General features: G+C 43.2%; 16 protein-coding genes. 2 read left to right on the forward strand and 14 right to left on the reverse strand.

All coding sequences use genetic code 11. From position 1 onward, the window contains the following. The 8 genes from ACTNBR_RS03200 to ACTNBR_RS03235 all read right to left on the reverse strand — a co-directional run bounded on the left by ACTNBR_RS03200 (position 1) and on the right by ACTNBR_RS03235 (position 8,022). Positions 1-627, reverse strand: coding sequence for a helix-turn-helix domain-containing protein (locus ACTNBR_RS03200; protein WP_022512286.1), 627 nt, complete (start codon positions 625-627; stop codon positions 1-3). A 118-nt stretch (positions 628-745) separates the two neighbouring features. After that, entirely contained in the window at positions 746-982 is a 237-nt protein-coding gene (locus tag ACTNBR_RS03205; protein ID WP_022512287.1) for a helix-turn-helix domain-containing protein, read from the reverse strand. Between the two features lie 6 nt (positions 983-988). Next, positions 989-1,393 (reverse strand): type II toxin-antitoxin system PemK/MazF family toxin, encoded by a 405-nt coding sequence (locus ACTNBR_RS03210; protein ID WP_441016474.1) that lies wholly within the window; start codon positions 1,391-1,393, stop codon positions 989-991. Between the two features lie 531 nt (positions 1,394-1,924). Then, positions 1,925-2,368, reverse strand: coding sequence for a helix-turn-helix domain-containing protein (locus ACTNBR_RS03215; protein ID WP_441016349.1), 444 nt, complete (start codon positions 2,366-2,368; stop codon positions 1,925-1,927). A 355-nt stretch (positions 2,369-2,723) separates the two neighbouring features. After that, positions 2,724-3,449 (reverse strand): hypothetical protein, encoded by a 726-nt coding sequence (locus ACTNBR_RS03220; protein ID WP_441042668.1) that lies wholly within the window; start codon positions 3,447-3,449, stop codon positions 2,724-2,726. After that, a complete protein-coding gene (locus ACTNBR_RS03225) occupies positions 3,436-3,897 on the reverse strand; it encodes a TFIIB-type zinc ribbon-containing protein (RefSeq protein WP_173904666.1) in 462 nt (153 codons plus the stop codon). Before ACTNBR_RS03225 ends, ACTNBR_RS03220 begins: the two co-directional genes overlap by 14 nt. 18 nt (positions 3,898-3,915) lie before the next feature. Then, positions 3,916-7,521, reverse strand: coding sequence for a BREX-1 system adenine-specific DNA-methyltransferase PglX (pglX, locus tag ACTNBR_RS03230; protein WP_441016355.1), 3,606 nt, complete (start codon positions 7,519-7,521; stop codon positions 3,916-3,918). A gap of 9 nt (positions 7,522-7,530) precedes the next feature. Then, positions 7,531-8,022, reverse strand: coding sequence for a hypothetical protein (locus ACTNBR_RS03235; protein ID WP_173904656.1), 492 nt, complete (start codon positions 8,020-8,022; stop codon positions 7,531-7,533). A 251-nt stretch (positions 8,023-8,273) separates the two neighbouring features. On the opposite strand from ACTNBR_RS03235, the gene ACTNBR_RS03240 reads away from it, so the two are divergent. Then, a complete protein-coding gene (locus ACTNBR_RS03240; RefSeq protein WP_441016358.1) occupies positions 8,274-8,456 on the forward strand; it encodes a DUF4367 domain-containing protein in 183 nt (60 codons plus the stop codon). 53 nt (positions 8,457-8,509) lie between these two features. On the opposite strand, the gene ACTNBR_RS03245 is transcribed toward ACTNBR_RS03240, so the two are convergent. The 6 genes from ACTNBR_RS03245 to ACTNBR_RS03270 form a co-directional block, all read right to left on the reverse strand. Beyond that, positions 8,510-9,910: a relaxase/mobilization nuclease domain-containing protein gene (locus ACTNBR_RS03245; protein ID WP_441016361.1), complete on the reverse strand. Its 1,401-nt coding sequence runs from the start codon at positions 9,908-9,910 to the stop codon at positions 8,510-8,512. 55 nt (positions 9,911-9,965) lie between these two features. After that, the gene (locus ACTNBR_RS03250) at positions 9,966-10,232 is read right to left on the reverse strand and encodes a hypothetical protein (protein WP_441016364.1); all 267 of its coding nucleotides are present in this window, start codon (positions 10,230-10,232) and stop codon (positions 9,966-9,968) included. Between the two features lie 14 nt (positions 10,233-10,246). Next, entirely contained in the window at positions 10,247-10,531 is a 285-nt protein-coding gene (locus ACTNBR_RS03255) for a hypothetical protein (RefSeq protein WP_441016367.1), read from the reverse strand. 173 nt (positions 10,532-10,704) lie between these two features. Further along, entirely contained in the window at positions 10,705-11,322 is a 618-nt protein-coding gene (locus ACTNBR_RS03260) for a helix-turn-helix domain-containing protein (protein WP_441016370.1), read from the reverse strand. Positions 11,323-11,344: 22 nt separating this feature from the next. Continuing rightward, the gene (locus ACTNBR_RS03265) at positions 11,345-12,004 is read right to left on the reverse strand and encodes a phosphatase PAP2 family protein (protein WP_441042669.1); all 660 of its coding nucleotides are present in this window, start codon (positions 12,002-12,004) and stop codon (positions 11,345-11,347) included. A gap of 203 nt (positions 12,005-12,207) precedes the next feature. Then, positions 12,208-12,537 carry a winged helix-turn-helix transcriptional regulator gene (locus ACTNBR_RS03270; RefSeq protein WP_441016376.1) on the reverse strand — a complete coding sequence of 110 codons (330 nt, stop codon included), beginning with the start codon at positions 12,535-12,537 and terminating at the stop codon, positions 12,208-12,210. A gap of 177 nt (positions 12,538-12,714) precedes the next feature. Between ACTNBR_RS03270 and ACTNBR_RS03275 the strand changes: the two genes are divergently transcribed. Continuing rightward, positions 12,715-13,650, forward strand: coding sequence for a radical SAM protein (locus ACTNBR_RS03275; RefSeq protein WP_441016379.1), 936 nt, complete (start codon positions 12,715-12,717; stop codon positions 13,648-13,650). The last annotated feature ends 52 nt before the right edge of the window (positions 13,651-13,702 follow it).

Raw genomic sequence — 13,702 nt, forward strand, 5'->3', positions numbered from 1 at the left:
TCATCTCCTTTCTTGTCCATCCTCCGCTACTAATCTGTAGCGGGTCTGATTCTGATACCATTTTTCAAAACTCTCTTTGGTAGCTCGCTTATATCTGCCAACCTTGATAAGCTCAAAATCGCCATTGGCAACAATATAGTAGATGGTCTGACGATGTACCCCAAGCATTCTTGCCATTTCCGGCAGACCGTAGGTGGATGCCACAATGTCTGCATCCAGTTTTTGATCCTCTACCGTGCGATAATCGCTCTGGGATGCATACCATCTTTCAAAGCTCGCCTTGGTCACTCTACGCTTGCCCAGGGCTTCGACAATTTCAAAATGCCCTTTGGCAACCAGTTCGTAGGCAGTTGCTTCTTTCAGCCCAAGGCGCTGACCAAGCTCCTCTACAGAATATGTAGTTTTCTTCAGTTCCTCACCGGGAGGGGTTCCATCGACCTTCTGGTATTTGAACTGGTTAGCATACCATTCCTCAAAACTGTCGATCATCACCCTCATGGTGTTGCCGACAAGAATGGTCTTGAAGTAATTTTTCTTAATGAGCCAGTAAGACTCAGTTTTGCAAAGGCCAAGCATCCTGCCCATTTCAGGGACAGACATACTCGTTCGTTTTCTTGTTTCTGCCATCGCACAACCTCCTATGTAAAAAATGTAGCCATGTGTTTTCTTGTCATGGCTACATTTTATCGAACTCTTGATTTATTTTGAAGTTTGTCGCCGGGTTGTACGACACACTTGACAAATCTCACATTTGCTGATCCAGCCACTCATCAAAACTCTTTTTCGAGATTCTGATGCTGCCGCCGATGCGCACACTATGAAAAGCTTTCTTTTTCACGAGGTTATATGCGCTTGTTCTGCTGATCCCCAGGATGTCCTGAATCTCATCAACGGTATATGTTCTCTTATCGAACTGGCCTGTGGAGGCTACAATGGATTCTTCGGTACGCTGATTCATAGCAGCAATTCTTTCTTCAAACATCTATGTTCACTCCTTTTCTTTCTTCGGTTTATGTTTTGTGGAACGCTTTTTCAGCTGTTCCATTGCAAGGCTGACGGATAAGGCTTTCTCAATCGCTACCATTTCACGGGGCGTAACCTTACCTAAGTAGTTATCAATTCTGCGCTTATCAATGGTGCGGATTTGCTCCAGCTGCACAACAGATGCTTCTTTAAATGCAGGATTGTTTCTAATCAAAAGATGGGTCGGCATATTCTCCTTCTTACGGATTTTCGTTGTGACTGTTGCCACGATCAGCGTGGGAGAATACCTGTTGCCGGTATCGTTCTGAATTACAATCACCGGTCTGATACCACCTTGTTCAGACCCAACTACCGGGTCCAGATCAGCGCAATAAATATCGCCACGGCGATATACCCAATTTTCTTTCATCATGTGCCATGACCTCCTTTCGTTGGGTATGTAACAAACGACTGCCCGAAATAAATCGGGCAGTCATTCCAAAATCTATGTTTCCCATATTTGCCACGCACCCCTGGGAAAGAGGACGGTTGCCCTCAGGGAAGCATCGAACGGCTGATTGCGAATCAGCTCCATAGGAATCTAACCTCTGCCGGGTTCTCCGCCAGCTCCGTAGAGAAGTATCATTAACCCTGACTGTTTTCATTGCCGTATTGGTAGCAACCCAATATTTACGAGCCGGTATTGATCGCTGGCACCGGATGAGAGACTACTGCGTCAATATAAGAAAATAGTCGTTCTGTTTCTCTTTCCGATACGTCACGGCGTACCGCTGATGTGGCTGATGCTTTCACACCGACAGCAGGAACGTATTCGATGATTGTCTATTCAGTTTTCAAGGAACAAGCAGCCTTTCTCTTTGGCTGTGTCTAAATTGTACTGTTTTCACGATTCGTTTTTTATGACCTCTCACGGCGGATACCCACCGCCATACGGCGGATTTTATAATTTCATCTTCAAAGCAACCAACTGATTTATAACGGAATCCAATTCCTTTGCAGCTTCATAATTGCGAATCTCGCAGCCAATAAGTATGTAGTCAGTTGAAATACCAAAGAAGATACCAATTTCAATCAGCAGATCAATGGAGAATCCCTGAATACCTCTTTCGATTTTCCCAAGGGTACTTGTACTGATGTTTAATTTCTCTGCAAGCTGTTCCTGTGTCAGCCCTTTTTCTTTTCTGAGTGCGGCAATTCTTTTTCCACTTTCTTTCTGGTCGTAATACATATCGTTTCCTCCGATTTCTTGAAATTTTGAAAATGAAAATCTCAAGAATCCGGGAGGAGAACGGTTGCGGGGAATATCCCCTGAAATAAAAGAAGCGCACCCGATCTCACAATTTCTTGCAAGAACAGGTGCGCCATTGCGCTGATTCTGATTCAAAAAAATACCCCCGCCAGTTACATTTTCTTAGGCAATTTTGCTCTTGCCCTGAAAACATAACTGGCGAGGGTGTTATGACCGGTGTTATGCCGGTTCGTATCGGTGTTTTGACGGTGTTATGATGGTGTTATGGGAAAAATCGGGTGTTATGATGGTTTTTATTGGTGTTACGCCGGTGTTATGCCATAACACCGAGAAAAACCGGCAACTTTCAATCTTTCAATCAGCTCGTCGTATTCCTCCTCTAAGAGATTGCGCTGTGCCATCCGCAGCTCTCCTCGTGCCATCTCTGGATGATCCAACTGAAACATTGCGTAAATCATCCAATAGTAGCCATCAATGCTGTGTGGTGCAATCAGAAGCACCTTGGAGGCATAGCCATTGCTGTCTTTAACATTCCCTTTTTGGGTTTCTCCGCCGCCACTTCGCTTTCGATTACTTCCAGGCACTCTGAAACGGTTTCCTTCTCCTCGGAAGTAAGGGTATTTGCAGCTGATTGTACATCGGCAATCAATTTTTTCAGTTCTCCGATGTCAACACCTACCTGGTTTGTTGCAGTAACGGTGGCGTTGTCGGTTGCGATAATTGCCTGTCCACTCTGTACCGTCACATTGTAAATCACTTTATCATCCAGTCCCATATCAATACCTATCTTTGTCAGATAACGCTCAACATGGCGGATCAGCACCATGACAAAGCGCTCATTAAACCCTTTTATCTTATCCTGAAAGCTCGACGAAGAAGAATATCCCATCGCAATCCCACGGTAAATTGAATTGTTTTTATCAACTAAGTACCGTAAAACCGCAAACACATTACGGACTTCTTCTTCGTCAGTATCGCCTGTTGAGAAAATTGTGCGTCCGTAAGATGACTGAACCGCTTTCACCTCTTCGTCCAAGTTCCAATCACAACTTCCACAGCCGTTGATATAATCAATGATGATCGGGGTGTCCTCTATGTATTTCAGGAACTTTCCAAGTACCCCCGTATAATCCTCATAATCAGCTTGAAGCAGACGATTAGAGCAGCTGTTGAAATCATACTGAATTTTTCGTAGCTCATTTCTATTCAATTTCATAGTTTTTCACCCCGCAAAACGGACAATATGCGCCCGTCATTTTTAATAATGGCTTGATTTTTGCTGTACGCTTGCAGCACGGGAATGTACATATTTCCAATGCTTCAATTCCCGAACGAATAGGGTCTTCACTCTCGTGACGAGGGCGTTTCCCCGCTTTGAATTTAACCATACTATTCTTGCTATGGCGCTCCAAGTCCTTGAACATATCATAAATCATGTCATTAACTTTATTTTTTGTCATCTTCATAGCAAGCTCCAGAACATCTTCCGTGATATAGCTGTCACTGGTCAATCCGCAGCTGGGACAGAAAATATGGAGTACCCCATCATCCTGCAAGTCCGAAGGAGTCCCCTTGAAGAATGTTCCACAGTGCTCACATTTCAAAAGGACATACCCTTCATCATCTGTAGGAATTGAAATAGTCATGTGGATTTCATCACTCACAAGTTTTCTCCTCCTTCGTTATTTTATCTTTGCCAACACATCCTGAAACTTGGCATAGTTGACCTTCACGCCATCATCAAGATCAATCGGAATCATCTGGTCAGCCAGATGGTGAATTTTTTCTTCGTAGGTGTGTAGCTCGGAAGCCTGATCCTGAATTGTTTTCAATTTCTTATTCAGCTTCACACGCTCGCTGGTCGCCGCAGAAGCAATGCGCTGCTCTAAGTCCTCAATGGCAGTGCGGTAACGACTCTGCTGTTCATGCACATAGTCGGTACGGATGCGGGCAATGGTATCCGGTTGATACCGGTGCATATAAATCAGGCACTTGAAGCCATTTTTTTTGCCGCTGTCAAACTGCCAATAAATCGGGCGCTTCTGATAAATCCTGCAATGGTCATTGTAGAAGTCGTTCAGGAAGTAGTTCCGAATGACATCCTTCGGCTGACCTTTGCCGCCCAAAGCACCTGCAATAAATTTCAGGTTTTCGTCAAGCGTTTCTGAACCATAAACGGTTTCCACGAATTTCACAAAACGCCCGACAATATCGTCCTCAAAGTATTCATCATCGCAGATCGGAATGATATTGTCTTTGTCCGCCGGGAATGTCTTGTACTTGTCGGCAGACCACTCGCCGCCAGCATAAACAAGACCGGGTTCATCGAGAGAATACCGACCGAACATACAGCCCACAGCATAGGAAATGAAGGATCGAATATCCCGTCCCAGATCAGCCCTGCGGACGGTTACATCCTTGTCCTCGACCTCCGGTGTCAACTCATCCTGCAAGCCGTAAATGTCGATGAAAATGCGGTTGAGTTCTTCCTCGTTGGATTTCAGCTGGTTGAAACGCTCGTTGCACTCGTTTTCCCAACGGGCAAACTCCTCAGACAAAGCTATGGAGGTCATGGTGATACTGCCCATTTTACCGCTGGCATCCTGAAAAACACATTCACTTCCAAGGGGTAATTTGGGCAAAAGTGGATGTCTCTGGAAATTCCAAGAATTTTCAAAAGAGTCCCACTCGGCTTGCGAGCAAAGCATTGCCGAATCTACATTTCTGTTTATATAATCAACTCTTAAAGCAGGTAAACTAAAAGGCATTGAAATAACAGAGCCAACCATAATATTCAGCGTAGGAGCTAAAAAATCAAGATAGTGTTTTGCAACTACAGAATTGCAAAATGCTATAATGGCTTTAAGACAACTTTCATCTGCATATAAACTAAATCCAGCCATGTCAGATAGATACCCTGATGCCTTTAATCTAAATGCAGGCGTACCAGTTGTTATTCGAGACCATGTAATTAAGGGCTTGAATTTCAGTACATCAGAATATTGCTGGTAATGATGACCACTTATTTGACTATTTTTCTTAATATTTTCTCCATCATTGCGCCAATCAATCACTGTCGTATCATTGCCAGCCCATTTTCTAAATTCGCCACCCTTGTTATAAGGAAACCATTTCTTTTCTTGGAATGAATCTTGAACATTTCTCGCATTATACATAACGTCAGAATTCTTGATTTCCCACCAAAAGTGAAGAAATCTTTCATTATCGCCCGTCTGAATTCCAACAGAGGCTGTTACGAAATCCTTTAATAATTGTTTGCTTTCAAAAGCTTCAAGTGTTCTGTTTGAAATCCAGTATGCAACAGGAACACCAGGTATTTCATTAAAGCCATTCTGCTTTGCTATATATCTTCCCTGGCTACCGAGGAATGAAAGTTCTTTTTCTTGCTGAGACATAAAAGTAACTAATCTTTTATATGTGCCACAATAATTCCATAAGTTGCTGTTTCGTTGTACAAAAGATGTTGTCTGCACAACCTCTCCGCCGATTTCTTCAAAGGCTCTTGCGCCAAGATGAGCCATATTAACAATATCATGTCTCAAGCACTTCTGGCGCATATCTTCAAATGTCGAAATAAACATCCAGCTATGCTGAGTGATCATTGCAACTAACCTATTTTTTCCTATCATGGAATTACATCGCTCTATAAAAACAGCAAATAAATCGGCTTTAGTTGTTGGATAATTTTTTTTGACGTAAGAATTTAGTTTTCCGTCACCATTACTTATTCCCATATACGGCGGATTTGTCACCACAGTATCATACTTCTGCGCCAGTGCTTCCGCCACCTGTACCAACGGTAACAGCTCTCGAAGAGCCACTTCACGGGACAGATCAATATCTCCCTCGATCTCATCAAAACGATGGAAGAGGGCAGACCAATCCTGCGGAGTTACGGTCAGAATAGAACCGTATTCCTTGGCATCGTGCAGCTCTCGAATAATGGTATCCATCGCTGCTTTCAGCTTGGCATCTCCATTACAGAAATACTCGATAGCGAACTTATCCAGATGATTGCTTTCTACAATAGCATACACATGGGGCTGAGGTACATCGGGATTGCCATTCTCATCCTTACGGGCTAAAAAGCGACGATCATACTGGCGTGCTTTCATCATCACGGCAAAATAAGCCAGCTGTGCCGCACGGTCATCAATGTCCAGACCATACAAATTATTTTCTACGATGCTGGCAACTGCTTCACGGGTCGTGTAGCCGTAGCTCTCATAGATCTGCATCAGCACATCGAACATATAGGCAAGGATGTGACCAGAACCGCAGCAAGGATCAATGACCTTGATCTGCTCCGGGGTGAGAGCTGCATATTCTTTGCGAATTTCAGCGAGCTTGTCCTGCACTTCCGGTTCCTGCTCGGCTTCCTCCAGATAGTAGTGCCACTTGGTATCCTCCGGGTTACGGTTTCCGGCAGTATAGGCTGCCTGCTCCTCCTCGGTTGGAAGAAGCTGGCCTTTGGTATCTGGATGTCCTTCCAGCCAGAGACGACCAAGGCTGTTTTCCACCATATAGCGCACGATCCAGTCCGGCGTGAACAGCTGGGTAGCTGCGGGGATATTCTCCTTGGTGATCTTTACATTCTTTTTCAGGGCAGCGAACACATCGTCCTTTTTCTCGCTGTTATAATACTGGTACAGCCAGCCGATGATCTGAACCGCATCTTTCCAGTCCGCTTCCGGGATTGTTGAAATCATCTGCTCAATGACGCTGCCCTGACGGAGCAGGTTGTCCGGCAGAAGCAGCTCAGTATAGTCTGCGATCCGTTGGAATATTCCCGGCAGAATCTTATTCAACGCATTGCACTGAACAATGAGAAGGTAACGGTACAGCTCGTCTGTCTTTTCAGCCTCCTTTAAGGCATAAACCTTCTCCATATCCAGTCCGTCAAGCTCCAGATGGATCGCTTCGGCAAGAATCTGGGGCTTGAACCGGTTTTCTTCATCCGTGAACACACGAACATGAGAGGGGAGGTAGCCGTTGACCTCCATGAAACGCAGGGCGGAAAAGCGGTTGAACCATGTGTAGGCAACCTCCTCCATAACCTGCCGGTATCCTTTATCCTTAATCTGGGCAATAAGCGCCTGACGCTGTTTTTTCTCGTCAGCGGACAGAACCTTGCCATTCACACTGTCAGCAGAGGCATCTACCATGTTGTCCTCGGTAATGCCATACTGTTCCGCTTTCATGGAAACACGGGCGATTAGCTCTGTCCGTGCCCAGACAGCATATTTTTTTATCGCATTTTTATCCATAATCGTCTCCTAATCTACAGAACCATGATTCTCTGTTCTTATGCTGGCACGTATTGCAAACAACGGAACCGACAGCTTTCCTTTTGCCTTTTTTCCGTCAACGCTGTGCGCTATAACTTTGCATTCCTCGAATTTTTCTTTTTGACAATGCCATTGCAGTGCATCCGCTTCCTGCTCCGATAGTGTATATATGGCATTGTGGTAGGGCAGAATAATCCGATTTTCTTCAGGCATATGGCAGTCTACTAATAACTTTTTCTTGTAACAGATTTCAAAATTCTCCAACACAAAGGGCTTTTCTCCCATGTTAAAGATTTCGATTCCGTGTTCCGAAGGGCTTGTTTTGACACGGTATTCTTTTTCTGTCAGCTCACTGTCTGGTGCAACCACCATCTGAAAGCAGAGCTTTGGTCGTTCTCGGATAACGGTTGTCAGTTCATTCAAAATCCATCCGATCACTACTCCAATAACACCAATCAAAGCAGATATAAGTTCCATCATGGTTCGGGGTCTCCTTACGGGTTAATTCAGCTTGATACCATCACAATTTTTCAGCAATGTTTTCAGTTGGGCACGAATCTTCTCCACATACTCGTCTACATCTGCTTCGCTCTCCAGCGTTTTCGCCTGGAATACAACCTGATAATAACATTTACTACCGTATCCTTAAAACCACCTTTTACGAAGGAGACCCAGCAGAAATCCACGGATTACATACCGAAGCTCTGAAAGTTCTTTTTCCGGTGGACAGCATGGACAGCTGTGAGGAAATGATGATTCAGGACTGGTCCGGCGCTCTATATAAGAAGGACGACACGGCATTTCTGTGCTGGACGTATTCTCCAGAAGTTACTTATGTTCTGGAATACACTCCAAGCAAAATTGATGATTCTGAGATTATCAAAATGGCAGAGAGTGCTGAACTTGTAGAATAAAAAACCGCCACGATCTACACTCCATACCGGAGCATAGACCGTGGCATTTTTGATTAGCGAAGGGGCTTCTTTTCTTCTTTTTTCTGTTCTTTCTTCCTGTCAATATTCAGGATCGTCTCAACCGTCTGCTTCGCAATCAGGTATTCCTGCATCTCTTTCTTCACCTGACGATACTCTGCGTAGGCTTGTTTCTTCTCAACCAGGAGCCGATTAAATTCCTCATGCAGAGCTTGACGGGAAGGAATCTTTTTCCCCTCCAGCTGGTCAAAGGCTTGCTTTGCCGCCTTGTGGAGCATCAGCTCATCACGATGTTCTTCAAAGAACTTTTTGCTGTAACCGGACTTGCGGTATGCTTCGTAGGTCTTTCTGGTTTTGGAGTAATTATTGATGTGCGTCTGCAATGCTCCAATCTCAACCATCCGTTTCTCAGCCGCCTTAATGGAATCGGAAAGTTCAGAGAAGCGAGAGGTCAGCTTATCCGTGAGGGAGACCAAATCCTCATAACTGTCCACGCCTTTTTCTTTCAAAAGGCATACTGTCCTGGCAGCTTCTTTGCGGTTGTATTTCTTTGCCCACTTCTCATAGCCAGCAGATTTTCCTTCCGCCATCTTCGACTGAATATCAATGAGAAGGTGGAACTGCTTCTGTTCAGGAGCATGCCGGAAACCACCCTTAGACTTGTGCAGGCTTTTCCCTGAGATAACGGCACGGATTTCTTCCTCACTATACCCTTCACCCAGAGAACGCAGTCGGATAAATCGCTTCTGTTCCTTTCCCCGAAACGCAGGCTGTTTTCCATCCTTAAACTGGAATCCCAAGTTGGCAAGTGCCTGAACGAAATTCTCAAAACTCTTGGGCTTCTCTTTGAGTACCGAGTCAATAGCTTCGCAAAGCTCGTCACGCTGGGTACGCTTCTTCGGAAAAATAGTTCGTTTCTGACGCTCCCGATAGGGCTTCGGTGTGATGATAGAAAGCCCATGCTCCGCACAAACACGATCACTCAGTTTTTGAATTGCCAGACCGGAAAGGAAGAAGTTGTTGAACTTCCGGGAGCAGTCAATGGATGTAGAATTATAAATGATGTGATTGTGTATATGGGCTTTGTCGATATGGGTTGCAACAATGAAAGCATGGTTGCCTTTCGTCCAGCGCATCGCCGTTTCATAGCCCACTTGATTCGCTTCTTCTGGGGTTACTTCTCCGGGCTTGAAAGACTGGCGTATCTGATAGGCAATGATGTTATTCTTTTGCTGTCTGCCGGTGATGTGCTGATACTGCCTTTTGGAAAGAAGAAATTCTTCATCAGCAGTCTTGGGATCACACTCATAGGAGCTGATAAATTCGCCGTCATTGGTTTTTGCAGCATTTTGAGAGTAGTCGGTGCGGTCAGCCAGACACTGAGCGACTGTTTTACCTTTGTTTACATGGAGCGCAATCAGTCTTGTTGCTGCCATTCTCATCACATCCTTTCCAAAAAGAAAAGCCACCGTTCGGTGACTTTCCATAAAGCTATCTCAGCATCTTTTCTCTATCTTCCGCACCACGCAGATATGCCAGTTTTGCCAGATGCAGCTGAACTGCATACAGGCTGTTAATTGCGTGTTCACATTGTTTGCAAAGAGCTGTATTCGATTCTCCTACGATACTTGTCAGGGCACAAATGGCTTCATCTGCCGCTTTTTGCAGTTCCAAATATTGCTCATCGTCCCCGGCGATTTCTCCGGCTACATCGTTATAGGCTATCTCAAAGTAATGCTCCATAAATCCTCTGTCCATCAGCTTCTCCCATCTTAATAAGAAATAAACTCTTTGATATGATTGCCCAAAGTTTCAAGTTTTACAACTGCCCATACCAACAGAAAGATTATAAGGATTGCCGTTAGTCCCATTCCGGCAAGGATAGCCAGAGATGTCCACATCGCCTGTACGATACAGTAAATCGCACACCCGGCAATGACCAATAGCAACATTCCAATTACATAAGAGGAAATGTTAGTGAGCAGATTTCCGAGGATACAAATAGCTTTTACAACGAACAGCACTGGGAGTGCCAATATTTTCAAAATCATCTTCATAGGAACAACCCCTTTCTTTTGACCATATTGTACATTGAGAAGTGATAAACTGCAATGATGTCACCACCTTATGTAGTTCAAGAAAAAAAGAGGACGCACCGGCCATTCGTAGCCATTGCGTCCTACTCATTTTGTGTTCAGTTCGACAAACTGGAAGTTGTGTGGCTCAACTCCTATTGACCTGCCGTAGCTCGTTTATAAAGTAGCCCTCCTTTTATAAGTAACAACAGAAAAGCCACTGTTACTGCATATGGTTCTTTCGCAATCGCCAAATACAAAACAGTAATAATACTAAGCCCTACAGACAAAAAAGTAATCACCTTTTTTCCCTTTTCAAATTTAAAATTGACCATTAAAATATTCACAATTCCAATAATCGTCAATGCGATAAAAAGGCCCCAGTATGTCATACGAATCCAAAATTCATTATCTACATACTCAATAAGACTTACTGAATAGATATATCCATCAACCGGTTTTGTATACAACGGAAGAAAAATAAGCATTAAAGATAGCAAATCGGCAAATCCAAATAGCAAGTCACATAAACCGTTGAGATTTGACTTGTTTTCTTTTTCCGCAATCAAAACCAACTGTTCTCCGGATAACAACTCATCAATGGACACAGAGAAATATCTGGATATTTCTTTTAATGAATCTATGCTTGGATATCCTCTTCCGGATTCCCATTTTGAAATTGCCGTTCTTGAAACAAATAATGCCTCTGCCAGTTCTTCCTGTGTCAAACCTCGGCTCTTTCTTAATTCCTGAAGCTTTTCATGGAATTCCATCCCCTGAACCTCCTTTTTTATTTCACTTTTTTATTGTCAGCATAACTACTGCCTTATAAATAGTAAATAATCCGGCACTTAACAATACACCACCCATAATATCCGTAAACCAATGTACTCCTGAAATCAATCTGCCGATCACCATGAATGCAGAAAAAGCGATTGTCAGAATCGTTATGATTGTTTTCAACGTAGAACATGACATTCTTCGTTGAATCTGTTCGATCAAAGTAGGCATCACACACAATACCAATAATGTCGTTGAAGAAGGATAAGAAGCCTCCATAATTCCATTGATTAAAATTGGTCTGTAATTGATTGGGATGATCTCAAAAATGAAGTATGACAGTATCACAACAACATAATAAACTCCCAGAACAATGATATCCGGATCCACTTTGAAGAGACTTCTTCTCTTTATTAACTGAACCAGTCCAATACCTGCAAAAATCAGGCATACAACTAAAGGAATCAGACCCATCCAATCGGTAATCGTATAAATTGTCATATTGACATCTGTCAAACGATGAAACCAGCAATTGAATGTTGCAAATCCAATATTAGTTCCATTCTGACCCAGTGGTTGCACGTCTACCATCTGGATCAAAGCTGTCCATATTGCAAACGCTAAAATAAATATACCTCCAAAAAATAAAACTTGTTTTCCATTCTTTTTCATCATTTTACGTCCTTTCTATATTGGTTTGTCTTTTCGACAGTTTCACCTTATCAGAAAGCGTAAAATGACGAAAGAATCGCTCTTTCACATATGTGATACGATTCGTATCATCCCCACAAATGCGCTATTTTCCTGAATATCTATCCATACAAATTCGATTTTCCACTCTCTTGTCCAAGAACAATTAACAAGCAATTTTTGTTTTCTCATTCAGTCAAGTTCTTATCGCCCCAAGCTTTCATGTAATCGAGGACCGATAAAAAGCTCTCTCCAAGTTCCGTCAAAGTGTATTCTACTCTTGGAGGAACCTCACAATAGTCGTGACGATTGATGAATCCGTCGTTCTCCAGTTCTCTGAGCTGTTTAGTCAGGGAGCTTTCCGTAATTTCTCCGATTTGGCGACGAAGCTGTCCGAATCGTCTGACATCACATTTTCCGATATACCAGAGAAGCTCAATCTTATATTTTCCACCCAATAGCTTCTGCACAGTAGAAATTGTTTTACAGCGGCTAATCGCAGATTCTGTTTTTCTCATCCATTTCATCTCCCTTGCTAATCATCATACTCTATTTTGCGTCAAAATGGAAGGTACTTCAAAAAAGTACAGTACTTTTATTTTTATTGTGTTTTGCTATAATGATGGCAACGAGACAGATATGTGCAGGTTTGCCTCGTTGCCTGCGCATAAATTTTTTAATATGAGGTGATCATTATGCATTACACAGGAACGATCTGGCGTCCGCCATATGAAGCAGACTCACTACTTTTAGAAGTTACTGCAGGTTGCACCCACCATAAATGCAAATTCTGTACGCTGTACAGTGACCTGCCTTTCAAATTCAGGATGACTCCCATGAAAGACATCGAGAATGATTTACTGGAAGTACAAACCCTGCGAACAAATCCCTATTCAAAGATGTTAACACGCCTTCAAGGGAAGGACACCCCTGAGCCGATCCGACGTGTTTTTTTAACCGGAGCAAATCCATTTATTTTAAAAACAGAGAAACTGCTTGAAATCTCAGCCCTAATAAAAAAATATCTACCTTCTGTTAATTCCATCGGCTGTTTTGCCCGCATTACGGATTCTGTAAACAAAACCGACGATGATCTGATGCTACTTCGAAATGCAGGTTACAACAGGCTAACCATCGGTGTGGAAACAGGAGATGATAATGCACTAGCATTTATGCGAAAAGGTTATACATCTCAGGAAATTTTAACTCAATGCAAAAGACTGGAACAGGCTGGCATTGAATATGGATTCTTCTATCTGACCAGCATTTCCGGTAAAGGAAAAGGTGAGGTTGGTGCTAAAGCCTCCGCAGATGTTTTTAATCAACTGCATCCCTTCCTGATTGGTCCGAATATGCTGACGATTTATCCCGAATCCGAACTCTATCAGGAGATTCAAAGCGGAAACTGGGAGGAAGAAGGAGAAATTGAAAAATATCGAGAGCTTCGAGTTCTTGTAGAAAATCTAAATATTTCAACATACTTTGCCGCAATGGGATCTTCTAATGCTTTTCAACTCAGAGGGCGTTTACCAGAGGATAAAAAGCAATTACTGAATACACTTGACAGAATCATTTCAGAGGTCAGTGAAGAAGATTTACGTCATTACAGAAAAAACCTCCGGCATTTGTGATAGACTATATTTGTGGATTACACGAAAATAAACACGGTTGTATTTCTCTATG

This window comes from Bariatricus sp. HCP28S3_F11, from assembly GCF_052065395.1.
In the GTDB taxonomy this organism is placed as follows: domain Bacteria; phylum Bacillota; class Clostridia; order Lachnospirales; family Lachnospiraceae; genus Allocoprococcus.